The organism is Bacillus sp. FSL K6-0255 (assembly GCF_045040725.1).
Lineage (GTDB): Bacteria > Bacillota > Bacilli > Bacillales > Bacillaceae > Bacillus > Bacillus subtilis.
Map to the genome: position 1 here is coordinate 1,209,030 of NZ_CP150278.1, position 24,800 is coordinate 1,233,829.

Sequence of the window (24,800 nt, forward strand, 5' to 3'; positions counted from 1 at the left end):
TAAAAGGAGTGTAGTGTAATGAGTATATATAAAGCATTGACAATCGCCGGATCAGATTCAGGCGGCGGCGCAGGGATACAGGCTGATATTAAAACCTTGCAGGAGCTTGATGTATTCGGAATGTCTGCGATTACAGCGGTAACCGCTCAAAATACGCTTGGCGTTCATGGGGTGCATCCGCTGACTGTAGAGGCGTTGAGACAGCAAATTGACGCTGTTGCTGAGGATTTGAGACCGGATGCAGTCAAAACGGGAATGCTCTGGAATGCCGACATGATTGAAGAAGTGGCAAGAAAAATTGACGAGTACGGATTCAATCGTGTAATTGTTGATCCGGTTATGATCGCAAAGGGCGGGGCATCCTTGCTGCGTGATGAGTCAGTTGCCACCTTAAAGGAGTTGCTCATTCCAAGAAGCTACGCGATTACGCCGAATGTCCCGGAAGCAGAAACGCTGACAGGAATGACAATCAGCTCGCTGGATGACCGGAAAAAAGCAGCGGAGCAGCTCGTCAAGATGGGTGCGCAGCATGTCATTATCAAAGGCGGGCACCAGCCTGAGGACAATCACATTACTGACCTTCTTTTTGATGGCAGCATGTTTATGCAAATCACCCATCCTTATATCAATACGAAGCATACGCATGGCACAGGCTGCACCTTTGCTGCGGCTTTAACGGCCCAAACGGCTAAAGGAGACAGCATCCATCAGGCATTTGAGGTTGCGGCCAACTTTGTCCGTGAAGCGGTGGAAAATACGCTCGGCATCGGGTCGGGACACGGGCCGACAAACCATTTCGCTTTTAAACGAAACAGCTTAAATACAAGCCGATGAGATCACCAGCTGATGGTGATCTCTTTTGCGTTTGCTACGGTATGCGCTTTTCATCTGGACAAGGTTATGATATGATAGGAATTAAGATCAGGTACTAATACTATGTCTTTATTAAATATAGGAGGCTTTATACATATGAATTTTTCACTTGAAGGCCGCAACATTGTTGTGATGGGGGTAGCCAACAAACGCAGCATCGCCTGGGGCATTGCGCGTTCTTTACATGAAGCGGGTGCACGTTTGATTTTCACATACGCTGGTGAACGCCTGGAGAAATCCGTTCACGAGCTTGCTGGAACATTAGACCGCAACGATTCCATCATCCTTCCTTGCGATGTTACAAACGACGCAGAAATCGAAACTTGCTTCGCAAGCATTAAGGAGCAGGTCGGTGTAATCCACGGTATCGCGCATTGTATCGCGTTTGCCAACAAGGAAGAGCTTGTCGGCGAATACTTAAACACAAATCGTGACGGCTTCCTTTTGGCTCATAACATCAGCTCATATTCTCTGACTGCTGTTGTCAAAGCGGCACGTCCGATGATGACTGAAGGCGGAAGCATTGTCACTTTGACGTACCTTGGCGGAGAGCTTGTGATGCCAAACTACAACGTCATGGGTGTAGCAAAAGCTTCTCTTGATGCAAGTGTGAAATATTTAGCTGCTGACTTAGGAAAAGAAAATATCCGCGTTAACAGCATTTCTGCCGGCCCGATCAGAACATTATCTGCTAAAGGCATCAGCGATTTCAACTCTATCTTAAAAGACATCGAAGAGCGTGCACCGCTTCGCCGCACGACAACACCTGAAGAAGTGGGCGATACAGCTGCGTTCTTGTTCAGCGATATGTCCCGCGGGATTACAGGTGAAAATCTTCACGTTGATTCAGGTTTCCATATCACTGCCCGCTAAGCAGGATCTATTTCAAGCAATCCCGAATAGGGATTGCTTTTTTATTTCTTCTGATTTTCAGCTTTCTGTCATATAGATAGAATATGACACAATCGGAGGGATGAAGATGTCTAATAAGAAAAGAAACGCGGATAAAAAACCGCTCATGTATATTGTTCAGCCGGATTATGCAGAAACTACAAGGTCATCCATGCAGGAGATTGTCATCAAAAGAAAGGCCGACAAACCCGCTCCGCCAAAAGCTGAGGAAAAGCCGGCTTACCATGAGAAGCAGCAGGAGGAAGCTGTGGCACAGGATGTCCTGCAAGAAGACCAAAAGCCTGCAGCCGAACCAGTGAGTCAGCAAATACAAGAGGTGAGAGAGCCAGAGAACATAAAAAGCCAAGAGGAACAGAAAGCAGAGCCGCAGGCCGTAGAAGAAACCGTCGAACACGAGCCCCCGAAAGCAGAAAAAAAGGAAGAGCCTGCACTTGAGGCCCGGAAGCCTGAGAAAGAACCGGAAGCTGTCCATAGTGCTGATAAAGCGGAGGAAAAAGCACCGCCGGCACGAAAAGTGAAAAAACCGATGAGCAAGATGACGATCCACGAAAAAATTGATTTTTTAACAAAGCTGCCTCATAACATGCCGAGAGCGCTTTGTTTGATTGAAGCCAATGGAAGAACGTACAGGGGCGTGATTGTCGGAAGAAGAAATGATTCCGTCCTGCTTCGAACAACCGGAAACGGAGCCCCAACCGAACTGGCAATCGATGATATTACCTCTTTGCACCCGCTCGGTTTTTAACGAAAAAGAAAAAAGCTGCCCGGCTGATGTTGCCGGACAGCTTTTTTACATAGAGAAAAGCCTGCAGGCCTGCAAGCTTTTCCAGCTTATGATTAATGATGATGATGTGTACGATTGATTAATCGAGGATTTAAGCAGTTGATTGCGCAGAAGCAGTCTAAGTCAACTTCAATACAGTAGTTCGTTTTTTCGAGTCGGAACACTTCACACACCGTATCTTTATCGGTGAAGTCCAAAATGTGTTTGTGTTCGTCAAATGCGATTAATAATGACAGTGTTGCGCAGCTTCCATGCACTCTTTCGACCCTGAAAAATACTGTATTAAAGCAAGGGCCGTTATCGAGTTCGCCGACATTTCCGAAGGCGACTAATGGCGTTGATTTTGATGTAAATATTGCAAAAGGCACTGTGTCGCCTAACGAATGGCTTACAGATAAAAGCTTAGAGTGGCAGCCGGTCGGGCAGTCTTCTTCAACAGCGTTTTGCAGATCTTCAATATTTTCTACAGCTTCACGCACGCAGCTTGATGTTTTCTGGCTCATATTATCCCTCCTGCCTTATAAATTTGAGACTGGCGAAATGATGGAGAGTCAGCTGCCTCACGCAGGAAGCAGCTGAATGATTTGCACCTGTAATAGAGTTTGGAAGGGGATTCCTCTTTACAAGTGTTTATCCATTGTGATGATGCTTTTTATCTTTATGAGGCGATGTTCTGTCAACTAGCTCTGGTGACAGGCACTGAATCGCGCAGAAGCATCCGAGATCCACTTCAATGCAGAAATCTGTTTTTTCTAGCCCGAAGAAATCCGGGTCGCAAGGATGGCAAACACTTAAGGTATCGCCTTTAACATCGACAGGGCGTAAAATAGACAGTGTTGCGCAGCAATCACATAATTTTTCAACGCGGAAGAAAATGGATTCAAAGCATTGCATATCATCCACAAATCCCCCCACGTTTCCGAATGTGGAGAACAATCCGCCTTTTTTATCAAACAAGAGAAACGGAATTGTGTCTTTACCTGCAATTGTCGGATTCAAAAGGTTTGTATAGCAGCCAGTCGGACACTGTTCCTCAACTGCCTCCTGCTCTGCTAAAATCTTTTCCACTGCATCGCATACACAGTTCTCATGCCGGCCATGGGTTTTTCCGCAGCTCATTGATTTCAGCTCCTTCTTTATAGGGTATTTGACTTTAGTCCTTAACAACATATGTACCCGTGCCCCACTTGGTGTGGGTGAACGTCTATATATTCATCATATGCTTGGAAAATAAGAAAAAGCAGAGCGTTTTTAGCTCTGCTTTTAGGTTCTAGAGGACAAGAGTGATGACTAGGACAGCGATCAGAACGTTTGTAGCTGTAGAGACAAGGGTTGCGATATCGGCATCTACTGTTGTGACGTTTACGCCGCGGGAGCATTCGATAAGAAGTTTCTGGCGGTTTACTTGCTTGTTAGCTGTAAGCTGCAATAAATCTTGTGCGACTAATTCAGCAATAACGCCATCTGCAATGGAGGTGAGAGCTACTGTCAAGACAGCTGCATTAAGCGCTGTTACAATAGATGTTACGGCTTGAACGTCTGTAGATGAAACGTTGATGTCACAAGAGTCTCTAATAATAATCGTCTCATCTGAGACTTGTTTGTTGAGATTTGCCTGAGCTAGATCTTGGTCGATAAAGGCGTTGTTGTCATTGCCAAACCCATTGTTATTGCAGCAAATATCGCAATTGCATTTTCTTTCTTCTTTTTCTTTCTCTTTGTGCTCTAACGGATGGTCACAGTCAGGATCAAGTGCAACCCAAGAGTATGGTCTGCTTTCCATATCTATTCCTCCTTTTCTTTTACTGTTATTAAATGAGCGAGCCTCTTACTTTGACTGAGGCATTTATCTTGATGATGTGCCCTATTTTTTATGATTAATTTGAATTGTTATTGTTTTGCCGTCTTTGTCTGAGCTGTTCAATGAGCTGCTCTCTGCGGCTAAGCGGTTTATCGCTCTTTTGCTCTTGTACGGCTTCTTCTTCTTTTTTCTTCTTGTGTTTTTCAGCTAGCTCCGCTGATTTCGCTTGCAGGTCTTTTACCATATTCAAAAGCATTTCTTTTTCTTCATCTGATACTTTTTTCATTTTGTCTTTTGTGATGCCGTGTTTTACAAATATGTTTTGGACCAGCATTTTCATCATTGGATCAACTTCTGGGAGCTTTTCAAGCTCTTCTTTGATTTTATCGTTATCTGACATTTGTTCTCACCTCAACTTTTAGTTTGTGAAAAGAAAGGGTTAAAGGATGTCGAATTCAAGTAGCATACTGTTTAACACCTGAAGCAAGATTTGTACAAAGGTTATTATTTCGTCTGCAGACAAAGTAATCTTGATGTTTCGGCTGTTGATAATTTTAATGATGGTTCTTTTTTTGATTTGAGAGTTATCGAGAATGAGTATTTCGCTTGCTACTGTGTCGGCCAAGTCCTCGTCGGCAATAACGAGCTGTGTCAGCAGGATAATCAATGTTGTAACCAAGGCTTGTATAGAAAGGGCAGATGTTATATGTGACGTATCTATTGTGATATTTTCGCAATCAATCACTTCGATCTGCTGCTCGAATTCGCTTGATAATTGCTCAAATATGTCAGGATGCAGGGATTCAATTTTTGTTTCAAATGACATAACCTTCACTCCTTTCTTATCCATACTCTATATAATGCAAATGGGGTGCAGAGCGGAATAATAAAAATAACCAATTTTCTGCCGGACAAGATACAATTCATGAAGAATAGGGTTTTCGCATATATGTGAAGGGATCATGATTGGCAAAGGAGTGAACGAGTGGTTATAAATGGGCTGACAATTGTTCTTCTATCGCTTGCGGTCTTTCGGCTCGCCCGCCTGCTGGTGTTTGACACGATTATGGCGCCGCTTCGCAGTCTGTTTCATGAAGAGAAGGAAGAAAAGGATGCGGACGGGAATATTCAAACCTATATCGTGATTAAAGGAACCGGTGTCAGGGCGTTTATTGGTGAATTGCTGAGCTGCTATTGGTGCACAGGCGTGTGGTGCGCCGGCTTTTTGATTTTATGCCAGGCGTTGATCCCGCAAGCGGCGCAGTGGCTGATTTTACTTTTGGCGATCGCCGGCCTTGCCGGCATCATAGAAACGCTCGTATCAAAATGGCTGCAAGAATGAGGCGTTACCACCAGCAACTTTTCACTAGCATCAGCATAAAGTAGCATATATGACATAAGGAAAGGAAGGGGACAAAAATGAGCCAACATCATAAACCTTCCCAAAAATCTCCATATACAGATTCATCGTATCAATCAAAAAAGATAAAAAAGAAAGGCTGCGGGTGCGGAAATAAAAAGAAAAAGCCTCAATAGCCTGGCAAAGAAACCGGAGAACTCCGGTTTTTTGTTTTTTTAACGGGGCGGCCTCGCTCAGCATATATCATAAGCGGGGGGATAAAAGTGAATGAGTTTGAAAAATGGATAGAAGGAAGATATGAACCACACGAACAAAAGCAAAAAGAGTATGAAGACACGATGGGCCGTATCAGAAAAGACTTGGATGCATTTGATAAAGCCGGTCTGGAATTTGAAGATGAGATTGAAGAGCTGGCTGAAAAAACGGAGGCCTTACTTAAGAAACATCAAGCTCAATATGATCAATCATAAATCCGCAAACGCCCTATGCGAATATCCAAGCCGATCCAAGCAGCTCACATAGTGTATAGAGAGTAAAGGAGGTGCTTATCTATGGGCTTTGGATACGGATTCGGCGGCGGCTACGGCGGCTGTTATGGCGGTTATGCTGGCGGTTACGGCGGCGGCTATGGTTCAACATTTGTTTTGTTGGTCGTATTATTCATTCTCCTCATCATCGTAGGTGCATCTTTCTTTTAAGATGTATTGAGGAAGTACGGGTTATAACCCGTGCTTCCTTGCCTTGTGTTTATTTTTAAAAATGTTGGAAAAGCACATTGTATTATGTGCATTCATACAATACCGTATTACTCCGCCAAAAGGAGGCGCATTATGGATAATCAATTTTTTAAGAACATCGAAAAGAAAACAGGTGTGAAGATGCAGGATGTAATGAATCTTGCCGGATCACTCCAAAACGCTAATTTTAAAGATGAAAATACAGTTCGCAGTGTGATTAACCGCGTAGCGCAGATGGCAAACAGACGCGTGCCAAAAGAATTAGAAGATAAAATTGTGGAATCTATTACAAGCGGAAAAGAAAAGCTTGATTTTGGCACGATTTCTAAAATGATGGATAATAAATAAGTGGATGGCCTGGCTGACTCACTGCAGCGGGCCTTTTTTTACAGTAAAAACCCGGCAGTAATCTGCCGGGCTGTTAATGATGCAAGGGCTGTCTTGCTTTTTGTAGCAGGGGATACAAAAATCTTGAGCGGTTGGCTGTTTTGCCGCGCCTGTTAGCGGGGCAAGACAAATATAAATGCTGTTTCGCCCGGGTCATGGCTACATATAAAAGGCGTCTTTCCTCCTCAAGAGCGGCCTCGTCTCCTTTTCTTGCCGTTTCTAATGAGAAATCGTGCGGAATCGAGCCGTCTACAGTGCCTAACACGTAGACTGTTTTGAATTCAAGGCCTTTTGACCGGTGAATGGTCATCAGCTGAACGCCATGTTCATCCGTTCTGTTTTTCTCAGCGGCCCTCATATGGTCTACGTGGGCAAGAAAGTCAGGAATCGTTTTGAACTTCTTGGCGACAACCTTGATGTCGCGCAGGTCATCGGAACCTTTTTCCAGCTTGTTGCCCTCATTGCCCCGCTTTTTTAAATACTCGGAGAAGCCCATTTTTCCTTCTGCAAAGGTGATGGCTTCTACGGGTTTCATTGTGCGGAGGCTTGCGAAAAACGGTACGATTTTCTTGATTTTGTCCAGCTGGAATGGCTTCAGATCAGGCAATTTGGCCAGCGCTTTGATCATGGTACAGTCCTCTGTAATCGAGAGGGCCTTCAGCGTATTCAAAGCGGACTGTTTTAAAAACAAGGCGGGAAGCAAGTGTTTAATCGCCTCGGTGTCATCCTCATTTTGGCTGGCATACAAGTAGGCGAGAATCTGGCGGACGATCCGTCTGCTGTAAAACGATTGGACGCCGCGGTCAGCTGTATACGGAATTGACGATTGATGAAGCCTTTCATAAATAGCACGGCCTCCGCTGTTTGTGCGGTAAAGAACCGCAAAGTCTTCTGGAATGGCTCCATTTTGAATTTTTTCTTTGATATCGGAAACGACCATTGTGGCTTCTTCCTCTTCATCATAAGGATAAAACAGCACAGGGACCTGAATGTCATCGCGGGCCGCTTCAAGCGTTTTGGCATATCTGTTTTTGTTCTTTTTCACAACGATATCAGCACTAGAGACGATCGGGTGCGTAGACCTGTAGTTCGCAGTTAAATAGATCGTCTTCGCTCCCGGATAATCCTTTTGAAAATCAAGAATGAAAGACGGATTGCTTCCGCGAAACGCGTAGATGGACTGGTCATCGTCTCCGACACAGCACAGGTTTTGCTCCGGACTGGCGAGCATTTGCATGATTTTGTATTGAACCGGATTAATGTCCTGAAACTCATCAATTAAGATATACGTAAACCGAGATTGATATTGTTCCAGAAGGTCAGGCCGCTCGATAAACAATTCATAGCAGGCTGAAGCCATGTCATCAAAATCAAATTGGCTGTGTTCTTTTTTCTGGCGTTCATAATGTTCATATAAACGATAAACTTGTTTTTCCCACTCATCTTTTAGAGGGATGCGTTCATTTGGGACATAAGTGTTTTTCCAAAAACCGATCTGCTGCAGAGCTTGGTCAACTGGGAATTCTTTCTCATCGATGCCTTCTTCATAGAGTGCTTTTTTGATATATTGTTCCCGCTGCCACTCCATTTTCAGCAGATGCTCACCGTTCCATTTAGCAGAATTAGAGTGATACAAGATCTTATAAAACAGACTGTGGAATGTTCCTGTCACAAGTCTTCTGACTTTTGCCGGCTGTAATCCGTACTGGTTCGCCATACGCTCTTTCATTTCAGCGACAGCTTTTGTTGTAAAGGTGACAAGCAGCATATTTTCAGGCGGTATGCCTAAGTGTTCGATCATGTGGGCGGCACGGGCTGTCAGCACCCGTGTTTTTCCGCTCCCCGCACCTGCAAGCACGAGCAGCGGGCCCTCTGTTTCCGTGACAGCTTTCAGCTGATCCGTGTTTAAACCGACAGACGGAAAAAGGCTCGTATCGGGTTCTATTGTTTTTGGCACAAATGGTGTTCCTGGTTTAATGCTTCTAGGACGGTGCCATTCTGTAACAGCTGGGGACGGGTCAGCGGCGATCGCTTTTCCCTTGGGTAAACGAATGACACCAGATTCCTGATCATCTTCTTTTTTCCCCTCTTTAGAGGGCTTCGGTTCGCACGCCTCCTCACATGCCGGAAAATCGCCTGGCTGGCGATGGATAAACTCTGGCGGATCGGCGATGTTAAGCCGTAACAAAACGGGCTTTCCGCAATGAGAACAAAATAAATGTCCTTTTATTCCCTCTTCAAAGAGGAATTGATAATGTTCTCTCGAATATGTATGTAAATGTATGATTCTATCATTCAGTCGGGCGCATTTCAAAAAGGGGTCCTCCCAATCAAAAGGTGTTCATTACAGACAATGACTATCATATCAAAAGAAATGTGTTTCAAAAAGTAAGTTTAAGGGAAAAGAGACAGCAGAGGGGTGGGTATTGTATGATATATGCAGGTCAAATTCAGAACCAGCAATACGCTCAATATGCTAATAGAACGATTGGACATAAGCAGGATTATGCCGGAACCGAAAAAATCAGCTATGTCCCGTTTCAGCGGGTATACAAAGAACTGGAAAAGCAGCAGGAGAATCAAACGGCAGCTGAAAGAAAAGTAAACGAGATGAAACGTAAGCGCTCTCTTTATAAGAGGTTGCGAGAAAAAGGAATGGGCACATATATTAATCGATATGTATAAAAAACCGTTCATACGAGAGAACGGTTTTTTTATATGCAGTAAAAATCCGGATCTCAAAAGATCCGGATGCGTTCAGTCCTTCAACATTTGTAAGTGCGGAATGCCGGCATCGAGGAATTCTTTTTCAGAAAGCACGCGATACCCGTGTTTCTTGTAAAACGGCACAGCCTGTGTTTGCGCGTTTAAAATGAAACCGGAAGCGCCTCCGTCTGCCGCGGCTTTTTCGAGCGCTTTCATAATGATGCCGCCGACACCGGCTGAGCGGTGGCTTTTCAGTACGCAAATCCGCTCTAACTTGCCGTAGCCGTCCTTCATGCGCCATCTTCCGGCACCGACAGGCTTTTCACCGTCATACACGACGATATGCTCTGACTCATTTTCAAGTTCGTCAATTTCTTCTTCAGCAGGCACGTTTTGTTCTTTGACAAAGACTTCTTCTCTTACATAGAATGCATCTTTCAGTTGTTCTTCATTTTTTGCGATAACTGCTTTCAAACATTATTCTCCTCTGCCTAGCAAGAAGGTTTCATATACTGTCCACGATCCGTTTTCCAACTGGTAAAGCAAGTGGAAACGGTCAACGATTTCTTCATGCGACACTTCCTGCATTTTTAATTGTCCCAGCACATCTGAATGCTCATCGTCGGAAAGGTTTTGGCCGACCGTCACATGCGGAACGAAATTATATTCCTGTTCTCCTGCCAACACACCGGTGTATAGCTTTTCATTGAGTGTTTTTAACTCTTCCGTCGGTTCTGCTTTGATGTAAATGACATTATTGACAGGCGCAAATGAGCTGTATTTTGTCATTTTGAGAACGAGTGGGTGGGACTCTTTTGCGATGTTTCTTAAATGTGATACGAGCTGATCCGCTTTCTCCTCCGCGCATTCAAAGGATGCTCTCAGCGTCAAATGAGGCGGGATCAGAGAGTAGCTTGGGTCATAGCGCTTTCTGTAAGAGTTTGCAAGGTCTTGGAGCTTTTTTGATGGAAATAAAACGATTCCGTATTTCATATTATGTCCCTCCTGGAAATAAAGTATGATAGAGTGTTAAAGCATTTTTTTCAGCGCCGGGGTGATGAGCGGCTGCCAGTATGTCCATTTGTGGTCTCCGTCAAATGGCTCGAAATCATAATCGGAAAGCTTCTTCTCCAGCAGCTGCTTCAGCTCCTGGTTCGGTTCTGTAAAGTCCAGAATGTTCCCGTCTGTCGTGTGGACGTCAGTTTCTTTTGTTCCGATTTGGTGATAAATAGAGAGGTGTTTGATATCGCCTGACTGTTTCACGGCTTCTAGTACGTGTTTGTCAACATAGGGAGACTGCATGATGATGTTGCCAAACATATTCGGATAATCAAGCGCTGTCATAAGTGACACGGTCGCTCCGAGCGAATCACCGATCAGCGTTCGGCCGTAACCGATCTGATAGGTTGGATACTCATCATCTGCAAAAGGAACGAGCTCATGGGCGATGAACCGTTTATAAGCCGAAAATTTTGAACCCTCCGGATGATAGGTGTTTCTGCGCTCTTTTACATCCTTATAAGGAACACCGATAATAATGCTCCGGTCTATTTCGCGTTTCGACAGCAATTCCTCAACCTGTCTGCCGATTCTCCCCAGCCTGAAATAATCGTGGCCGTCCTGCGCGATAATGACATGGTATTTATAAAGCGGGGAGTAGTTGGACGGCAGATAAACAAGCAAGGTCATTTCCTCGTTAAGCTCTTTTGAAAAGAATTTCTTTTCTTGCACTGTGCCGTTTTTCGGTGCCATAAAAACATTCCTCCAGGACATCACTATACTTTCTTGCATTTTCAATTATTGTACCATGAATTATTAGAAATTTCTCTCTTTAAACGGTTCGGCACACGAAGAAAAAAGTGTTGAAATAAACTGTGAATTGCGCTAATATAAAACAATCAGAAAATTGAAATCGATATTTCTTATCGTGAGAGGTGGAGGGACTGGCCCTTAGAAACCTCAGCAACCGGCTTGTTTTGCATGTGCAAAGCGCCAAGGTGCTAAATCCAGCAAGCGTTTTTTATGCTTGGAAGATAAGAAGAAGCGTTAAACCCCTTCTTCTTATGAAGAAGGGGTTTTTATTTTGAAAAGGGAAGGTGTCAGCTATATGTCACAGCACGTTGAAACGAAATTAGCTCAAATTGGGAACCGTAGCGATGAAGTCACGGGAACAGTGAGTGCTCCTATCTATTTATCAACAGCATACCGCCACAGAGGGATCGGAGAATCTACCGGATTTGATTATGTCCGCACAAAAAATCCGACACGCCAGCTTGTTGAGGACGCCATCGCTAACTTAGAAAACGGCGCGAGAGGGCTTGCTTTTAGTTCGGGAATGGCTGCTATCCAAACGATTATGGCGCTGTTTAAAAGCGGAGATGAACTGATCGTTTCATCGGACCTATATGGCGGCACGTACCGTTTATTTGAAAATGAATGGAAAAAATACGGATTGACTTTTCATTATGATGATTTCAGCGATGAGGACTGTTTACGCTCTAAGATTACGCCGAATACAAAAGCGGTGTTTGTGGAAACGCCGACAAACCCCCTCATGCAGGAGGCGGACATTGAACATATTGCCCGGATTACAAAGGAGCACGGTCTTCTGCTGATCGTAGATAATACATTTTATACACCGGTCTTGCAGCGGCCGCTTGAGCTGGGAGCTGACATTGTCATTCACAGCGCAACCAAGTATTTAGGCGGGCATAACGATCTGCTTGCTGGACTTGTCGTGGTGAAGGATGAGCGGCTCGGAGAGGAAATGTTTCAGCATCAAAATGCGATCGGTGCCGTCCTGCCGCCATTTGATTCGTGGCTTCTGATGAGAGGAATGAAGACGCTGAGCCTCAGAATGCGTCAGCATCAGGCAAACGCGCAGGAGCTTGCGGCGTTTTTAGAAGAGCAGGAAGAAATTTCGGATGTGCTGTATCCCGGAAAAGGCGGCATGCTGTCCTTTCGTCTGCAAAAAGAAGAATGGGTCAATCCGTTTTTAAAAGCACTGAAGACCATTTGTTTTGCAGAAAGCCTCGGCGGGGTGGAAAGCTTTATTACATACCCTGCGACCCAGACGCACATGGATATTCCTGAAGAGATCCGCATCGCAAACGGGGTGTGCAATCGGTTGCTGCGCTTTTCTGTCGGTATTGAACATGCGGAAGATTTAAAAGAGGATCTAAAACAGGCATTATGTCAGGTCAAAGAGGGAGCTGTTTCATTTGAGTAAACACAATTGGACGCTGGAAACCCAGCTCGTGCACAATCCATTTAAAACAGACGGCGGAACCGGGGCGGTCAGTGTACCGATTCAGCACGCCTCGACTTTTCACCAATCTTCATTTGAAGAGTTCGGGGCATATGATTACAGCCGCTCTGGCACGCCGACAAGAACAGCTCTCGAAGAAACAATTGCCGCATTGGAAGGCGGAACAAGAGGATTTGCTTTCAGTTCAGGCATGGCTGCCATCTCAACAGCATTTTTACTGCTGTCACAGGGTGATCACGTTCTTGTGACAGAAGATGTATACGGCGGAACCTTCCGTATGGTGACAGAGGTGCTGACCCGGTTTGGCATTGAGCATACGTTTGTCGACATGACGGATCGTAATGAAGTGGCGCGGAGCATCAAGCCGAACACAAAGGTCATTTATATGGAGACACCGTCAAATCCGACACTTGGGATTACGGATATTAAAGCGGTTGTTCAGCTTGCAAAAGAAAACGGCTGTCTGACCTTTCTGGACAATACATTCATGACACCGGCACTGCAGCGACCGCTTGACCTCGGCGTGGATATTGTACTTCACAGCGCGACAAAATTCTTAAGCGGACACAGCGATGTGCTCTCAGGTTTGGCTGCTGTCAAAGATAAAGAGCTTGGGAAGCAGCTGTATAAGCTGCAAAACGCGTTCGGCGCCGTCCTTGGCGTACAGGATTGCTGGCTTGTCCTGCGCGGATTAAAAACATTGCAGGTCCGTTTAGAGAAAGCGAGTCAAACAGCCCAGCGGCTTGCGGAATTTTTCCAGAAGCATCCGGCGGTGAAGCGCGTGTATTATCCGGGACTGGCTGATCATCCCGGCGCTGAAACCCATAAAAGCCAGTCAACGGGAGCGGGCGCCGTACTATCTTTTGAGCTTGAAAGCAAAGAGGCCGTTAAGAAGTTAGTCGAGAATGTGTCACTGCCGGTCTTCGCTGTCAGCCTTGGTGCCGTGGAATCGATTTTGTCCTATCCGGCAACGATGTCTCACGCGGCAATGCCTAAGGAAGAGCGTGAAAAACGCGGTATCACTGATGGCCTGCTCCGTCTGAGTGTGGGCGTCGAACATGCAGACGATTTAGAACACGATTTCGAACAAGCGCTGAAAGAAATTGCTCCAGTTGCGGTTCGTTAAAAAAGAAGCCGGGGATGGCCCGGCTTCTTTTATTATTGTTCGTCATCAGGATTCAGAATCGCGAGGACTTGATGATCCTCCCAAACGCCATTAATTTTTACATTTTTTCGGGCGATGCCTTCTTTATGAAATCCCGCTTTTTCTAAAACACGCATGGACCCGAGATTACGGGGCATCACACCGGCTTCAATCCGATGCAGTTTCAATTCGTGGAACGCATAATCAACAACCAATCTGACTGCCTCTGTCATAATGCCCTTTCCATTATGGGCTTTGTCTAAAAAATACCCGATGAACGCAGTTTGCAACGCGCCACGGATGATTTGAAAGAGCGAAACCGTCCCGATTAATCTATCGTCTGACGCTGTAAAGATGCCAAAATGATATTCTTCATCTTTCTCAAGTCTTTCCTGATACTCGGTTATCCGTTTTCTTTGCCCCTCAACCGTATAGTAATCGTCTGCGCGTATCATAGAAAACTGTTCGAAAAAATCCCGATTTTCGCTTTGCAGCCGCAGATTTTCTTCGGCATCCGTTACTTCTAAAGGTCTAACATAAATGGTTTTTCCTTTTAACATACAGTGATCTCTCCGTTCTCGTGTCAGCTTTCCTCTTACATTATTCTCAGGGAAATGCAAATATCCTTTTTATAAGAAGGAAGAAAACCAATTTCCAATAAAAGTGCCAACATAGTTGCCGATTAAGTAGCCGAGCGTACCGACAAGCATGATCGGGGCGACAAGCTCCCGCCATCCCTTGGCAATTGCCATCGCAGCCGCAGTCGTCGGTCCCCCGACAGTAGCGTTGACGGCGAGCAGAATTTCTTCAAGCCGCACGCGGAACAATTTTCCGGCAGCTAAGGAAACTGCTAAATTGCTGATCGCAATGATAAACACGAATAATAGAATAAGAGGCGCATTCGTGACGATTAAGCGGAGATCTGCAGGAATGCCGATCACCACAAAAAACAAATAAATCAAAAAGGTTCCAAGTTCCTGAGATCCATTGAGCCTTTCAAAAAAACGCGGGAAAAGAAAAATGATAAGAACAGTTAAAGACGTAAGCACCAGGTACTGATCGCCAAGCGTACCGGTCAGCAGGGGATGAGAAAAAATGCTTTTAAAATAACCGGAAACCTTCATACTAACCGCAACAAGTGCGAAAGCGGCACCGGCATTAAATGCGATATCCTTTAAGGAAATATCCTTCCGTTTCCAATAGCTTTCAGCACTGTTTCCGCTGTTTCCATCGGCTTTTACCTTCTCTTCAAACGGCATGGCATAATGCCGCTGAAACCATTTGAGTGCAGGAATGCTGATTAAAATAAAAAACAAAAGCGCCATCATAAAATTATCAGCCACAACGGTAGCCGACACATATTCACCAGGCGTCTCAAATTTTGCCGCCATCGCCGCAAAGTTGACCCCGCCGCCGATATAAGAGGCGCTGATCATCCCGCCGATTTTATCGAGATAGGGAATATGCTGTTTGAGTAGAAAAAAAGCCAGGATACTGCCAAGCACTGTTCCAACGGAGCTAATCAGAAAAATAAACAGCAAACGCCTGCTTTCCTTAAAAATTTGCCTAACATTGATCTGAAACAATAAAAGTGGTATCGCCAGTGGTACCACATAAGACCACACAGTGTCATACACAGGCGACTCAACAGGAAGCACTCCTACATTTGTAAACACCATAGCACCTGCAAGGGCAATAATAGCGCCCGACACAGCAGAAGCCCACTTAAAGCGCTGCTCCAGCCCGATACTCACTGCCGCCCACACCGCAATAAACCCCCATAATACCCAAACATCATCGGAAGAGATCAAAGAATGCAAAACCCCATCACCTCTATTGTTGGAAAATTAAGACATATTATAATAGCCGGGGAACGGAACAGCAAGTCCAAAAAAAGTTTTTCTAAAAAAGCAGTTGACGAATAGAAGGGAAGGTTATATAATAGAACTTGTCAGAAAGACAATAACATACCCAGCAACACATACATATCATGATTCCGTAGCTCAGCTGGGAGAGCGCTACCTTGACAGGGTAGAGGTCGCTGGTTCGAGCCCAGTCGGAATCATAGCTTAAACCCTTGCGTAGCAAGGGTTTTTTACTTTGCCTATTTATTGATTTTGTCATCATTCATCGAGTTGGGGACGGAAGTTTTTTTAAGCTGATTTTGAAGTGAATTCAAAATCAGCTCTGTTTCTATGCTAGGTTAAAGTTTCAATATTCTTTTCGATTTTTTGAATAACTTGTTCGAGCCATATGATTGGAGATACGCCGTAACTAAGAACGTCCACTCCGTCAGCAGCTTCATCGATAAAATCATTCTTTTCTTCATCCGAATAATCGCTGTTAATAAAATCTTTCAATGCAACTATATCAGTTTCTTGCTCTTCTTTTGGAATCTCTTCTAGTATTCGTCCAGTGCTGATTCTGGAGAATCAATATCCTGATGAAAATAACCGCCAAGGAATCCAAATACAGAATCAGAAACTTCGATTTCTATCATTACTTATCACCACCAAGAAACTGGTAACTTTAAATCTGAGAGATGGTACGTATCTTATTCTATATAACTTTCTGCTATATCAATATCATTTGTCATTTCTAAATCAGGGTACTTTTCATCTAATTTTCTTAAACAATTAATAAGTTCTTTACTTTGCAAACTTTCAGCTAAATCTTCAAATACTTCACTGATCCAATATAAATCTTCTTTATTACAATTTTCTAGATAGCTAATTGAATTTTCCTCATTTTCTGAGAGTACTTCAATTATTTCATCCCAACTCTTTTGAATTTCATAGTCATCATTAAGATTAAGTTCTTTTCTTTTAATTAATATAGCTTCCATTTTTTTCTCTAAGTTCATATTGGTCCTCTTAACTAAGAAGGGCTATTATTTTCAGCTTGCTTTTCCTATTGTTACATCTCCATCATGGAAAAATTCAATAACATAACCAGATTCGCTGAACATGAAAGTATCTGAACCTACAGCAGTTACATCATCAATTACGTTTAAAGCGTTGTCTAAGCTGGTTTTTACAGCTGGATAATCACCATAAGCCCAGAGGAGAATAACATTTTTGTCATCTATTTTATTCTCAATTAACCATTCGTCGATATCTTCAGCATAATCAATAGATCTGTGAGTAGTTACTTCATCCCATTTAATTCTTCCCCATGATGTGAAGGGGAAGCTTTCGCCAAGTTGTTCATGATATTTGCGTGTCTCAGAAATAGTGAGGACTTCTTTGTTATCTCCAAGAGCTTCTAGACATTCTTCGTATAAAGTCATATTAACACTTCCTATTTATTTAAATGTTTTAAAAGGGATTTATAAGTATCTTCGTTTCCGTTAAAAGGTATATAATATTTCTTTGCCTTATCTCCTTTTCCATTTCTATAATCCTCAACATTTATATGAGGTCCCTTTTCGGGGTCATAATCTAATCTCCAAAGGACTTTATTATCTCCAGACATTCGGCCAGTAACTTTACCAAAGCCTGCGCTTTTAGATAAAGTACCTATAAAAGGTTTTGAATCTATTCCTAAATCACCAATTAGATTTAGCGCCTCATTTCTAGCTTGTTCATATGTATCTACCTTTGGAAGCGCGACTTCTCTTGATTTTTTGGAAAGGCCTTTTTTAACTGTCTTGTTGTTTGATGACTTACCATTGATTGATTTAAAGAATACACTATCTTTAGTGGAATCGGCTATTCTTTTTAGGAGCGGCGTATTTTTAACGTTAATAGTATTCCCGGCGTCTTGTAGAATCCCTTCTAATGCAGGAGTATATCGATTAACATAAGGTTTGACAGATGGATTGCCATTCTTAATCTTTTCACTAGCTGCTTTCCCAACTTTAGCAAGATCCTTCGAGCCTGTTGAGACAGATGACTTTCCACCTTTCAATAACAGAAGACTTCCGCCCAAATAAGTAACATAGTGCATCCGTGTATATGCATCCCCGTGAATCATTTTTTTATCCCAATTATCCTTCAATGTGTCAACCATACTTTGAAAGGCAGCTTGATAGTCGTATTCCAAAACGGTATCCAGCACTTTTTGAGGCTCCTTGTTTAAGTTGTCAATTGTCCAACCGATATTCCATCCGAATTGAATGGCTCCTTCACCGGTATCCTTGGCAAGATCGTATATACCAACAATCGCACCCTTGGCGCCATCACCTATGATTTGCAACACTTCTTTTCCGTTATCCATGAAAGCTTTACGCTGTTCAAGAAATGAAACAAATTCAAGCTGTTCAGGGGTAAGGTTCTCATAGCCGACCTTCTTGGCAATGTCTAAGTATTCATCTGGATCCGTCACTCCGTCAGCTAGCTTCTTTTTCAGCTCTTTGATTTCTCGTTCTTTCGCTTCATCTTTCTTGATCTTCAAATAAGCTTCAGTCTGTTTTTCAATATCGCCTTTTTTCTTATGTATGTCACTCTCTCTGTACGCTTTGGCGTTATAGTGAATCGGTGTGGCGTTTTTCCCTTTTCCTGTGGATTCCTCAAGCTTTTGAAAGTCCTTCTTGATGAATTGCTCGTTTGGCTCTGACTGAGCATATTCAGAAACAAGTGCTTCATCAACACTGCCTACTTTATTGACTGTTTTTTTGCGTTGGTTCTCCGCATCGGCAAGTTCGTCTTTAAAGGTTTCTGTCGAGAACAAATCAAGCGGAAGAATATCGTCGATATCATGTAAGATATCTTTCATCATTTTCTTTTGTTCAGACATTATGGATTTTGATTTTGTGTAGGCGTTAGCCAGCTCGTGTTCTAAGAAGGATTCTTCTATGTATGCATCAGACAAGCTGGCGTCCTCTAAAGTGCCTGAAATGCTTGTTAAGAAAGCAATTTTCATATCAAGTAAGTCAATCCAATTGTCAGCTACACCGGCATGATCTTGGTAAAATACTTTGATGTTGTCGGCACCTTTTCCAGAAAACTCACTGTCATCTAAATCAGCTACAGCTTTAAAAGCCTTTTTTAGATTGACCATCTGACTTCTTAATTCTTTGTATTCCTTTGCACGTCTATCTGCTTCTGAAAGCAGTGATTTGGCTTCAAATACTTTCATGATCATATCCTTTCGTTTGAATAGCTCCAACAAGATTTTACCATGGGAAAATGAAGAAATAGACAGCGATGTAATTCAAAAGTGTGAAATGAATAATTTGATCTGTGTCAATTTACCTATTCGGATTATTTGTTTGGAAACTAATGACGCAGTAAGACGATTCCAGCTGATGAATGGTTTAAATCCTAATGGCATTTATGGCCCGAAAACTAAAGCGAAGCTCGAATCCCTTCTTAAATAAAAAGCCCTTCCCGATTGGGAGGGCTTTTTCTCTTATTTAATAGAAACGTGATGTGTGTACCAGTTTCCGGTTGCAGTGAATCGTAATTCCATATGGCCGTGGCGGTTACCTCCATACTTTACAAACGTGTAATCAGAATTGGCGATTGCATCCTTAGCCGTTTTATCAATGTTTGCAATTTTCTTGGAAGTGATTTTACCATTAATTAGAAGCAGGCCGGAAGAAGTATCGACTGTATGATGAGTGAACTGAACTTTTGGAAGGTACATCTTAATAGAAAAACCCTTCTCTATAAGAGCAGGGTTTTATTTTTTATACATGCCTATTTTTTATCTAAACTTGCAACTACATCTTTAATATAGCTAGCAAACTCTTCGTTAGTTACCTTATTATGGCGGCCATCATAAGTTGCTGAGTTTCTGTTATATAGAGAATATTTCGGGAAAATTACAAACGAACCACCGTTAATCATTCTTGTCACAATACGAGTGGTATCTGGCATTTTTATTTCTCGGCCATCTTCATCATATCCTAAAAAACCTTCTTCCCATAATGAGCGGTCTTCATATTCTCCAGAGGTTAATTCAAGAACTTCTTCTCCGTTGAAATGCACAGACCAATGAAGTTCGCTCTCATCGATAAGCTGATGAGTATTAGTTTCTTCATCTTGCTGATCTTCATATACTTTACTACGGTTAAACGAGCTAGTATCTAGTCTAAAATACCACCATTCAGGATTTTCTCCAATTGGATGGAAAGATAATTTTGTAGGATTTACTATTAAAACATTACCGCTAAAGTTTAATTCTATACGTCCATCTTCAGAAGAAAAAACAGAATCTGTTAGATCATCCCCGCCACCTGCTGGCATAAAAGTATGATTATCAGCTTCACTACTCCCTATCTTATGTAATATTCGAACTATATGACTTCGGTCAGTAATTGTCATTTGAGAAGTAGGCACACCATCAAATATTTTAGAGATAAGGTCTTTCCATAAAACTAAGTGTTTTGCTTTTGTTTCTTGATACTTCTCTTCATATTCTTTCATAATTGCCCCCAAAGGTTTTATAAAATATTAATTGTTTTCTAAATAATGATAATTATTCCATAGGATGTGATTATTATCAAGATGTATTCTGTTAGTAAAGATTCTTTACGTTTGTAATATCAGACAATTTAATTAAATTTGTATCACCTTTTAAATCCTTCACATGAAACTTCTGTTTCACTTCGTTTATGAAATGGACATGTCCTGTTATTTCTTCTATAAAGCCATCTCTGTATACAGTGATGACCAGAAGCGAGTTAAATTCCATGGCTTCGCAAATAGTGCGTGCCATTTCCTCGAGCAGGTATTCATCGAGAATGGGTTTTTCGATTTTCTTAACTTCTCTCTCTTTCTGTTTAAAAGGGCAGCCCTTTGCTCAGGCAATATGAATTTTTGTTCCCATCTCTTGTCGTAAATTCCTTGACTCATTCTGATCATCTCCTTGGATAAATTATATGCGAACAAACGTTCCTTAATTAACGGAGAAAATAATGGAATATCAAGACTGTAGTGTAATCCTAATTAGAAAAAGAATCGGTAAGTTATAATGCTATTTGGGGACAGATGGGGACGAATTGGGGACCAACTTGTTCATTTTTAGTCAAAACAGAAGATTTTTTATCAGAAACATTTGTCAGAAAACCCTATAAAATAAGGTTTCGAAATGAAACATACGTTCGTATCAGAACATAATCGCTACCTTGACAGGGTAGCGATCGCTGGTTCGAGCCCAGTCGGAATTATAGCTTAAACCCTTGTGCAGCAAGGGTTTTTTACTTTGCTTTAATAAAGCAGGTTTATCAAATTCGCGAGTTGTTGGCGAACTTTTCTCTCCAAACAAACATAAGGTTTTTAAAATTTTCTGTTTCCATGGAACTTTTGTCATTTACACTTTCTGTATAAAGATGTTCTACGACCGTTTTATCTTTTTTTATATATGCAATGGTGGTGTTTAATTGAATCTCATATTCTACGGATCAAAAATCGCAAACGCGGTTAAACGGTTCCAACTGATGAATGGTTAAAAGCTAACGGTATTTATGGACCTAAGACTAAAGCGAAACTTGAAGCGAAATTATAAAAAATTAAACCCCTTCTGTTGTAGAAGGGGTTTAAAATTCATTTATCAATTTTCTTGTGGAGCAATCTTTGCCACTGGAGCACCACAGAGTAGGAAGAATGCAAATACTGCTGGTGGGGAAACTGCTAAACCTATAGTTCCTAGAAATCCTACAACAGTCAACCAATCTCCGTTTTGAATGGCTTTTTGAACTTGATTTAAAGCACCTTTACTTAAGTTAAGTGCATCTTCTAAACATCCTTGAACACTATTGATTTTGACATCGGTATAATTATATTCCTTATTCATATAATTAGCGAAAGCAATCATGCCCTCTTTTTGAGCTGGAGGATAAGGAGCTTTTTCAAGCTCGTCCTCATTGACTGTATATCCCGTCTCTTTGTCAAAAACTAAAATTTTAGTAAAGATGTACTCAACTTCTGCAACAGATTTTTCAATTTGTTCTTCAGTTAAGCCATCTAAACCGTCCTCCGGATTCAATTGTGTTGCTGAAGCTGCTGGTGCAATTGTGGCAATAGCAAGAAAGAAAATCGACGCCAGAAAAAACAATCTTTTCAACATGTGTGAACTCCCCCTTTTTTGAAATGGTAAAGCAATTCAATAGTAACATACATTTTTTCAAGAAAAAGGGAGTTTTATTTAGAATTAAACAAATTAGACATAATAAGTCAAATATCGACAGAAGATTGTTACCACAAGTGCAAAGCAAGAAACGAAAGTGCCCATGCAAATATCCCGAACATTACAAAGAATCTAAGAAAAGTTTCGTATTTTGTAAGTTTTCGTTCTTTTTTTGTTTTACCTAATCTCCAGTAAAGGGCATAGCCGGAGAATAATAAAATTATTTGTCCCAGTTGAGACACGGACTCTAAAAACTCTATACCATTCATTGATTTCACCTCTTATTTAATTATCGCAGACGGAAAAACCGTTTCCAACAGTTATATAAAAATTGAGCAATCCGTAATATGTCTAATGGTATATGAAATGATGTTTCCCTTATCCAGCAGACCATAAGTGTATAGTGGTAGCAGCGTTACTCGGGGTTAAGCGGGCATGTGCAAGCCAGCTTAATGTTAGAATATAATCGCTACCTTGTGACAGGGGGAGAGGCCCCTGGTTTGAGACCAGTCGAAATCATAGCTTAAACCCTTGCGTAACAAGGGTTTTTTATTTAGTTATATTTGTTAGCTTTGTGTCTACATAGGGACGAATTGAGGACGAAAATTTTTTTGCTGATTAAGAAGTGAATTCAAAATCAGCCCTATTTTTATGCTAGGTTTAATGGATTATAAGGTTTCAATATTCTTTTCTATTATTTGAATAACTTGTTCGAGCCATACTAATGGAGATACTCCGTAACTAAGAATGTCCACTCCGTCAGCAGCTTCATCTATAAAATCATTCTTGTCTTCATCCAAATAATCACTGTAAAATCTTTTAATGCTACTATATCAGTTTTTTGCTCTTCTTTTGGAATCTCTTCTAAGTATTCGTCCAGTGCTGACTCTGGAGTTTCTATATCTTGATGAAATATACCTCCTAGAAAATGAAATACAGGTTCAGATAAGTTTGTATCTATCATGATATCATCTCGTTGGCTAACCAGTTAATATAAAGATACCTTTTCAATAAATTTTAGCAATTGTTAAAACAGTAATTGTATCTTCTCCCTTGGCTATTTCTCTTCTTAAATCTTCATTTCCTTTATAGGAGTATAAAGGCTTGTTCTTATCACAATTTAACCATTTTTCTATCTAACTGTAAATTAAGAGTACTATTAACAGCTCTTTCTGTAGTGCTTTATTTTTAAATGATGATGAACTGGAAATCTTCTTGTTACTCATTTTGCTTTTAGCTAGTCTTTGAATCAGTTCTTCGTCGGTTCCCATACCCCCACGACTAAGTCTTTAACACCAAATATAGTACCGTCAATCGCATTCATTACTCTACTATTACCCCTTAAATCGCTGCCTTAATGTCGGGGGTTGTTTTTATTTTTCAAGAAAATGTTATAATGAAAAGCCATAAAATGATAGGAGGGGGAATTTCGATGCATTACATAACGGCATGTTTAAAAATCATCAGTGATAAAGACCTTAATGAGATAATGAAGGAATTCAAAAAACTTGAGGAAGAAACGAACAAAGAAGAGGGTTGTATTACATTCCATGCTTATCCGCTTGAGCCATCAGAACGTAAAATAATGCTTTGGGAGATTTGGGAAAACGAAGAAGCTGTGAAAATCCATTTCACAAAAAAACACACAATAGACGTTCAAAAACAAGAATTAACGGAAGTAGAATGGTTAATGAAAAGCAATGTGAATGATTGAAAGGCTCTTTAAAAAGAGACATTCAATGACTTAGTATCAGCCACTTGTGACTAAGTAGTAAATTGTTGTCCAACTCTTATTTTTTCTATTTAATATTTTTTGAGACGAAAATGTTTTTTTAAGCTGATTTTAAAATGTATTCAAAGTCAGCTCTGTTTGATTTAATGGATTATATTCTTTGGATAGCTTGTTACCATCATAATGGAGATACTCCTTATAAATTGGAGGTTAAAATAATGAGTCATTCTCAAGAAAAAATTGCACTAATTACAGGAGCAAGCAGTCAAGGGGATATTGGTACGGCTATTTGTCGTAAGTTAGCCTCACAGGGTATACATATCTTCTTTACTCACTGGAATTCTGATACGGCCTGGATAGAAGAATTTCAACAAGAAATTTTACGTATGGGTGTCCGCTGTGAGGCAATGAAAATTGATTTATCAGATGCACATGCTGCATTCACAATACATGAAAAAATTTCAGATAAATTAGGATATCCTTCCATCCTTATTAATAATGCAGCTCATTCCGCAAGTGATAATTATGTATCGTTAGATGCTAAATCACTTGATGAGCATTATGCGGTTAATATGAGATCGAATTTTCTTCTTTGTGTTGAATTCGCCCGTCGGTTTAAAAAATCTAATTTAATATCAGGAAGAATCATCAATATGACATCAGGGCAGGATTTAGGTCCTTTGCCTGGGGAGTTAGCGTATGCAGCAACTAAAGGAGCTATTTCTGCATTTACTAGGTCGTTATCACAAGAACTTGCACCATTGGGCATCACTGTTAACGCCGTAAACCCAGGTCCAACAGATTCTACATGGATGACAGATGAAATAAGAAATTTTCTTTCACCTAAATTTCCAATGGGGCGTATTGGCACACCAGATGATGCAGCACGAATGATTGCCTTTCTTGCAAGTGATGAGGCTGAATGGATAACTGGACAAATTATTCATTCAGAAGGTGGATTTATTCGGGGCTAAGCTAATGAAACACGGTATACACCAATGTATGATGTATTCCCAAAACTAA

General features: G+C 41.6%; 32 protein-coding genes, 1 tRNA gene, 4 pseudogenes and 1 riboswitch. Of the genes and pseudogenes, 15 read left to right on the forward strand and 22 right to left on the reverse strand.

Going from position 1 to position 24,800, the window contains the following annotated elements; translation table 11 throughout:
* The first annotated feature begins 18 nt into the window (after window positions 1–18).
* The 3 genes from thiD (at window position 19) to cotO (ending at window position 2,530) form a co-directional block, all read left to right on the forward strand.
* Entirely contained in the window at window positions 19–834 is an 816-nt protein-coding gene (gene thiD / locus MHB62_RS06230) for a bifunctional hydroxymethylpyrimidine kinase/phosphomethylpyrimidine kinase (protein ID WP_032721356.1), read from the forward strand.
* Window positions 835–969: 135 nt separating this feature from the next.
* The gene (gene fabI, locus MHB62_RS06235; RefSeq protein ID WP_003232896.1) at window positions 970–1,746 is read left to right on the forward strand and encodes an enoyl-ACP reductase FabI; all 777 of its coding nucleotides are present in this window, start codon (window positions 970–972) and stop codon (window positions 1,744–1,746) included.
* Between the two features lie 100 nt (window positions 1,747–1,846).
* Window positions 1,847–2,530, forward strand: coding sequence for a spore coat protein CotO (gene cotO / locus MHB62_RS06240; RefSeq protein WP_080265338.1), 684 nt, complete (start codon window positions 1,847–1,849; stop codon window positions 2,528–2,530).
* 92 nt (window positions 2,531–2,622) lie between these two features.
* Here cotO and cotZ read toward each other — a convergent pair whose 3' ends face one another.
* The 5 genes from cotZ to MHB62_RS06265 all read right to left on the reverse strand — a co-directional run bounded on the left by cotZ (window position 2,623) and on the right by MHB62_RS06265 (window position 5,196).
* Window positions 2,623–3,072, reverse strand: coding sequence for a spore coat protein CotZ (gene cotZ, locus MHB62_RS06245; protein ID WP_029317620.1), 450 nt, complete (start codon window positions 3,070–3,072; stop codon window positions 2,623–2,625).
* A 127-nt stretch (window positions 3,073–3,199) separates the two neighbouring features.
* Window positions 3,200–3,688: a spore coat protein CotY gene (gene cotY, locus MHB62_RS06250; protein WP_014479465.1), complete on the reverse strand. Its 489-nt coding sequence runs from the start codon at window positions 3,686–3,688 to the stop codon at window positions 3,200–3,202.
* Window positions 3,689–3,839: 151 nt separating this feature from the next.
* Entirely contained in the window at window positions 3,840–4,352 is a 513-nt protein-coding gene (cotX, locus tag MHB62_RS06255; RefSeq protein ID WP_015252341.1) for a spore coat protein CotX, read from the reverse strand.
* Window positions 4,353–4,446: 94 nt separating this feature from the next.
* Complete coding sequence (locus MHB62_RS06260) at window positions 4,447–4,770, reverse strand: hypothetical protein (protein WP_015252340.1); 324 nt, start codon at window positions 4,768–4,770, stop codon at window positions 4,447–4,449.
* Between the two features lie 39 nt (window positions 4,771–4,809).
* Window positions 4,810–5,196 carry a spore coat protein gene (locus MHB62_RS06265; RefSeq protein ID WP_021479535.1) on the reverse strand — a complete coding sequence of 129 codons (387 nt, stop codon included), beginning with the start codon at window positions 5,194–5,196 and terminating at the stop codon, window positions 4,810–4,812.
* 159 nt (window positions 5,197–5,355) lie between these two features.
* On the opposite strand from MHB62_RS06265, the gene yjcA reads away from it, so the two are divergent.
* The 4 genes from yjcA (at window position 5,356) to spoVIF (ending at window position 6,815) form a co-directional block, all read left to right on the forward strand.
* Window positions 5,356–5,712 carry a sporulation protein YjcA gene (gene yjcA, locus MHB62_RS06270; RefSeq protein ID WP_003232879.1) on the forward strand — a complete coding sequence of 119 codons (357 nt, stop codon included), beginning with the start codon at window positions 5,356–5,358 and terminating at the stop codon, window positions 5,710–5,712.
* 281 nt (window positions 5,713–5,993) lie between these two features.
* Window positions 5,994–6,200 (forward strand): hypothetical protein, encoded by a 207-nt coding sequence (locus MHB62_RS06275; RefSeq protein WP_017695696.1) that lies wholly within the window; start codon window positions 5,994–5,996, stop codon window positions 6,198–6,200.
* 81 nt (window positions 6,201–6,281) lie between these two features.
* Window positions 6,282–6,428 (forward strand): sporulation protein YjcZ, encoded by a 147-nt coding sequence (yjcZ, locus tag MHB62_RS06280; protein WP_015252337.1) that lies wholly within the window; start codon window positions 6,282–6,284, stop codon window positions 6,426–6,428.
* A 132-nt stretch (window positions 6,429–6,560) separates the two neighbouring features.
* The gene (spoVIF, locus tag MHB62_RS06285; protein WP_003232870.1) at window positions 6,561–6,815 is read left to right on the forward strand and encodes a sporulation-specific transcription regulator SopVIF; all 255 of its coding nucleotides are present in this window, start codon (window positions 6,561–6,563) and stop codon (window positions 6,813–6,815) included.
* A 73-nt stretch (window positions 6,816–6,888) separates the two neighbouring features.
* Here spoVIF and MHB62_RS06290 read toward each other — a convergent pair whose 3' ends face one another.
* Window positions 6,889–9,168, reverse strand: a complete 2,280-nt coding sequence (locus MHB62_RS06290) for an ATP-dependent helicase (RefSeq protein WP_032677401.1) — start codon at window positions 9,166–9,168, stop codon at window positions 6,889–6,891.
* Window positions 9,169–9,284: 116 nt separating this feature from the next.
* On the opposite strand from MHB62_RS06290, the gene MHB62_RS06295 reads away from it, so the two are divergent.
* Complete coding sequence (locus MHB62_RS06295; protein ID WP_003232866.1) at window positions 9,285–9,539, forward strand: hypothetical protein; 255 nt, start codon at window positions 9,285–9,287, stop codon at window positions 9,537–9,539.
* Window positions 9,540–9,611: 72 nt separating this feature from the next.
* Here MHB62_RS06295 and MHB62_RS06300 read toward each other — a convergent pair whose 3' ends face one another.
* The 3 genes from MHB62_RS06300 to MHB62_RS06310 are packed head-to-tail and all read right to left on the reverse strand — an operon-like array spanning window position 9,612 to window position 11,312.
* A complete protein-coding gene (locus MHB62_RS06300; protein ID WP_003232863.1) occupies window positions 9,612–10,034 on the reverse strand; it encodes a GNAT family N-acetyltransferase in 423 nt (140 codons plus the stop codon).
* Between the two features lie 3 nt (window positions 10,035–10,037).
* Window positions 10,038–10,553, reverse strand: a complete 516-nt coding sequence (locus tag MHB62_RS06305) for a YjcG family protein (RefSeq protein WP_003232861.1) — start codon at window positions 10,551–10,553, stop codon at window positions 10,038–10,040.
* Window positions 10,554–10,589: 36 nt separating this feature from the next.
* Window positions 10,590–11,312, reverse strand: a complete 723-nt coding sequence (locus MHB62_RS06310; protein ID WP_003232859.1) for an esterase family protein — start codon at window positions 11,310–11,312, stop codon at window positions 10,590–10,592.
* 167 nt (window positions 11,313–11,479) lie between these two features.
* A riboswitch (SAM riboswitch) is annotated at window positions 11,480–11,600 on the forward strand.
* Between the two features lie 67 nt (window positions 11,601–11,667).
* Between MHB62_RS06310 and metI the strand changes: the two genes are divergently transcribed.
* Both metI and metC read left to right on the forward strand, forming a co-directional pair.
* Complete coding sequence (metI, locus tag MHB62_RS06315) at window positions 11,668–12,789, forward strand: cystathionine gamma-synthase/O-acetylhomoserine thiolyase (protein ID WP_003232857.1); 1,122 nt, start codon at window positions 11,668–11,670, stop codon at window positions 12,787–12,789.
* Window positions 12,782–13,954 (forward strand): cystathionine beta-lyase, encoded by a 1,173-nt coding sequence (metC, locus tag MHB62_RS06320; protein ID WP_017695700.1) that lies wholly within the window; start codon window positions 12,782–12,784, stop codon window positions 13,952–13,954. The genes metI and metC overlap by 8 nt, the downstream gene beginning before the upstream one ends.
* A 32-nt stretch (window positions 13,955–13,986) precedes the next feature.
* On the opposite strand, the gene MHB62_RS06325 is transcribed toward metC, so the two are convergent.
* Window positions 13,987–14,532, reverse strand: a complete 546-nt coding sequence (locus MHB62_RS06325) for a GNAT family N-acetyltransferase (protein ID WP_003232852.1) — start codon at window positions 14,530–14,532, stop codon at window positions 13,987–13,989.
* Window positions 14,533–14,601: 69 nt separating this feature from the next.
* Window positions 14,602–15,792 (reverse strand): DUF819 family protein, encoded by a 1,191-nt coding sequence (locus MHB62_RS06330; RefSeq protein WP_029726265.1) that lies wholly within the window; start codon window positions 15,790–15,792, stop codon window positions 14,602–14,604.
* A 172-nt stretch (window positions 15,793–15,964) separates the two neighbouring features.
* Between MHB62_RS06330 and MHB62_RS06335 the strand changes: the two genes are divergently transcribed.
* Window positions 15,965–16,037, forward strand: a tRNA-Val gene (locus tag MHB62_RS06335).
* A 133-nt stretch (window positions 16,038–16,170) separates the two neighbouring features.
* Here the strand turns inward: MHB62_RS06335 and MHB62_RS06340 are convergent.
* The 4 genes and pseudogenes from MHB62_RS06340 to MHB62_RS06355 form a co-directional block, all read right to left on the reverse strand.
* Window positions 16,171–16,472, reverse strand: a pseudogene (locus tag MHB62_RS06340) (contact-dependent growth inhibition system immunity protein).
* Window positions 16,473–16,526: 54 nt separating this feature from the next.
* Window positions 16,527–16,835 (reverse strand): hypothetical protein, encoded by a 309-nt coding sequence (locus MHB62_RS06345; RefSeq protein ID WP_003232848.1) that lies wholly within the window; start codon window positions 16,833–16,835, stop codon window positions 16,527–16,529.
* A 33-nt stretch (window positions 16,836–16,868) separates the two neighbouring features.
* Window positions 16,869–17,261: a hypothetical protein gene (locus tag MHB62_RS06350; RefSeq protein ID WP_003232847.1), complete on the reverse strand. Its 393-nt coding sequence runs from the start codon at window positions 17,259–17,261 to the stop codon at window positions 16,869–16,871.
* An 11-nt stretch (window positions 17,262–17,272) separates the two neighbouring features.
* Entirely contained in the window at window positions 17,273–19,051 is a 1,779-nt protein-coding gene (locus tag MHB62_RS06355; protein ID WP_032677399.1) for a T7SS effector LXG polymorphic toxin, read from the reverse strand.
* Between the two features lie 136 nt (window positions 19,052–19,187).
* On the opposite strand from MHB62_RS06355, the pseudogene MHB62_RS06360 reads away from it, so the two are divergent.
* A pseudogene (locus tag MHB62_RS06360) lies at window positions 19,188–19,292 on the forward strand (peptidoglycan-binding protein); the annotation flags it as partial.
* A gap of 32 nt (window positions 19,293–19,324) precedes the next feature.
* On the opposite strand, the gene MHB62_RS06365 reads toward MHB62_RS06360, so the two are convergent.
* The 4 genes from MHB62_RS06365 to MHB62_RS06380 all read right to left on the reverse strand — a co-directional run bounded on the left by MHB62_RS06365 (window position 19,325) and on the right by MHB62_RS06380 (window position 21,229).
* Window positions 19,325–19,561, reverse strand: coding sequence for a hypothetical protein (locus tag MHB62_RS06365; protein WP_003232845.1), 237 nt, complete (start codon window positions 19,559–19,561; stop codon window positions 19,325–19,327).
* A gap of 53 nt (window positions 19,562–19,614) precedes the next feature.
* The gene (locus MHB62_RS06370; RefSeq protein ID WP_003232844.1) at window positions 19,615–20,343 is read right to left on the reverse strand and encodes a hypothetical protein; all 729 of its coding nucleotides are present in this window, start codon (window positions 20,341–20,343) and stop codon (window positions 19,615–19,617) included.
* 91 nt (window positions 20,344–20,434) lie between these two features.
* Entirely contained in the window at window positions 20,435–20,674 is a 240-nt protein-coding gene (locus tag MHB62_RS06375) for a YolD-like family protein (protein WP_072557209.1), read from the reverse strand.
* A 351-nt stretch (window positions 20,675–21,025) separates the two neighbouring features.
* A complete protein-coding gene (locus tag MHB62_RS06380) occupies window positions 21,026–21,229 on the reverse strand; it encodes a hypothetical protein (protein ID WP_128422176.1) in 204 nt (67 codons plus the stop codon).
* 85 nt (window positions 21,230–21,314) lie between these two features.
* Between MHB62_RS06380 and MHB62_RS06385 the strand changes: the two are divergent.
* Window positions 21,315–21,424: pseudogene (locus MHB62_RS06385) on the forward strand (peptidoglycan-binding protein); the annotation flags it as partial.
* A gap of 45 nt (window positions 21,425–21,469) precedes the next feature.
* On the opposite strand, the gene MHB62_RS06390 reads toward MHB62_RS06385, so the two are convergent.
* The 3 genes and pseudogenes from MHB62_RS06390 to MHB62_RS06400 all read right to left on the reverse strand — a co-directional run bounded on the left by MHB62_RS06390 (window position 21,470) and on the right by MHB62_RS06400 (window position 23,009).
* Entirely contained in the window at window positions 21,470–21,985 is a 516-nt protein-coding gene (locus MHB62_RS06390; RefSeq protein ID WP_014476481.1) for a hypothetical protein, read from the reverse strand.
* A 128-nt stretch (window positions 21,986–22,113) separates the two neighbouring features.
* Window positions 22,114–22,314: a hypothetical protein gene (locus MHB62_RS06395; RefSeq protein ID WP_015715692.1), complete on the reverse strand. Its 201-nt coding sequence runs from the start codon at window positions 22,312–22,314 to the stop codon at window positions 22,114–22,116.
* 399 nt (window positions 22,315–22,713) lie between these two features.
* Window positions 22,714–23,009 (reverse strand): annotated as a pseudogene (locus tag MHB62_RS06400) (contact-dependent growth inhibition system immunity protein).
* Window positions 23,010–23,441: 432 nt separating this feature from the next.
* On the opposite strand from MHB62_RS06400, the gene MHB62_RS06405 reads away from it, so the two are divergent.
* The gene (locus MHB62_RS06405) at window positions 23,442–23,759 is read left to right on the forward strand and encodes a putative quinol monooxygenase (RefSeq protein ID WP_080010590.1); all 318 of its coding nucleotides are present in this window, start codon (window positions 23,442–23,444) and stop codon (window positions 23,757–23,759) included.
* Between the two features lie 236 nt (window positions 23,760–23,995).
* Entirely contained in the window at window positions 23,996–24,751 is a 756-nt protein-coding gene (locus MHB62_RS06410) for an SDR family oxidoreductase (protein WP_003245148.1), read from the forward strand.
* Window positions 24,752–24,800 lie beyond the last annotated feature (49 nt).

Bases quoted from the DNA above. Each gene is read 5' to 3' on its own strand.
- MHB62_RS06295 (WP_003232866.1), top strand. From the start codon at position 9,285: ATGATATATGCAGGTCAAATTCAGAACCAGCAATACGCTCAATATGCT.
- MHB62_RS06325 (WP_003232852.1), bottom strand. From the start codon at position 14,532: ATGTTAAAAGGAAAAACCATTTATGTTAGACCTTTAGAAGTAACGGAT.
- MHB62_RS06265 (WP_021479535.1), bottom strand. From the start codon at position 5,196: ATGTCATTTGAAACAAAAATTGAATCCCTGCATCCTGACATATTTGAG.
- MHB62_RS06370 (WP_003232844.1), bottom strand. From the start codon at position 20,343: ATGAAAGAATATGAAGAGAAGTATCAAGAAACAAAAGCAAAACACTTA.
- thiD (WP_032721356.1), top strand. From the start codon at position 19: ATGAGTATATATAAAGCATTGACAATCGCCGGATCAGATTCAGGCGGC.
- MHB62_RS06345 (WP_003232848.1), bottom strand. From the start codon at position 16,835: ATGAACTTAGAGAAAAAAATGGAAGCTATATTAATTAAAAGAAAAGAA.
- MHB62_RS06355 (WP_032677399.1), bottom strand. From the start codon at position 19,051: ATGAAAGTATTTGAAGCCAAATCACTGCTTTCAGAAGCAGATAGACGT.
- MHB62_RS06260 (WP_015252340.1), bottom strand. From the start codon at position 4,770: ATGTCAGATAACGATAAAATCAAAGAAGAGCTTGAAAAGCTCCCAGAA.
- fabI (WP_003232896.1), top strand. From the start codon at position 970: ATGAATTTTTCACTTGAAGGCCGCAACATTGTTGTGATGGGGGTAGCC.
- MHB62_RS06395 (WP_015715692.1), bottom strand. From the start codon at position 22,314: ATGAATGGTATAGAGTTTTTAGAGTCCGTGTCTCAACTGGGACAAATA.
- cotY (WP_014479465.1), bottom strand. From the start codon at position 3,688: ATGAGCTGCGGAAAAACCCATGGCCGGCATGAGAACTGTGTATGCGAT.
- cotZ (WP_029317620.1), bottom strand. From the start codon at position 3,072: ATGAGCCAGAAAACATCAAGCTGCGTGCGTGAAGCTGTAGAAAATATT.
- yjcZ (WP_015252337.1), top strand. From the start codon at position 6,282: ATGGGCTTTGGATACGGATTCGGCGGCGGCTACGGCGGCTGTTATGGC.
- MHB62_RS06390 (WP_014476481.1), bottom strand. From the start codon at position 21,985: ATGTTGAAAAGATTGTTTTTTCTGGCGTCGATTTTCTTTCTTGCTATT.
- MHB62_RS06410 (WP_003245148.1), top strand. From the start codon at position 23,996: ATGAGTCATTCTCAAGAAAAAATTGCACTAATTACAGGAGCAAGCAGT.
- MHB62_RS06380 (WP_128422176.1), bottom strand. From the start codon at position 21,229: ATGACAAAAGTTCCATGGAAACAGAAAATTTTAAAAACCTTATGTTTG.
- MHB62_RS06310 (WP_003232859.1), bottom strand. From the start codon at position 11,312: ATGGCACCGAAAAACGGCACAGTGCAAGAAAAGAAATTCTTTTCAAAA.
- MHB62_RS06405 (WP_080010590.1), top strand. From the start codon at position 23,442: ATGAAAAGCCATAAAATGATAGGAGGGGGAATTTCGATGCATTACATA.
- metI (WP_003232857.1), top strand. From the start codon at position 11,668: ATGTCACAGCACGTTGAAACGAAATTAGCTCAAATTGGGAACCGTAGC.
- MHB62_RS06305 (WP_003232861.1), bottom strand. From the start codon at position 10,553: ATGAAATACGGAATCGTTTTATTTCCATCAAAAAAGCTCCAAGACCTT.
- cotX (WP_015252341.1), bottom strand. From the start codon at position 4,352: ATGGAAAGCAGACCATACTCTTGGGTTGCACTTGATCCTGACTGTGAC.
- cotO (WP_080265338.1), top strand. From the start codon at position 1,847: ATGAAGATGTCTAATAAGAAAAGAAACGCGGATAAAAAACCGCTCATG.
- MHB62_RS06365 (WP_003232845.1), bottom strand. From the start codon at position 19,561: ATGTACCTTCCAAAAGTTCAGTTCACTCATCATACAGTCGATACTTCT.
- spoVIF (WP_003232870.1), top strand. From the start codon at position 6,561: ATGGATAATCAATTTTTTAAGAACATCGAAAAGAAAACAGGTGTGAAG.
- MHB62_RS06350 (WP_003232847.1), bottom strand. From the start codon at position 17,261: ATGACTTTATACGAAGAATGTCTAGAAGCTCTTGGAGATAACAAAGAA.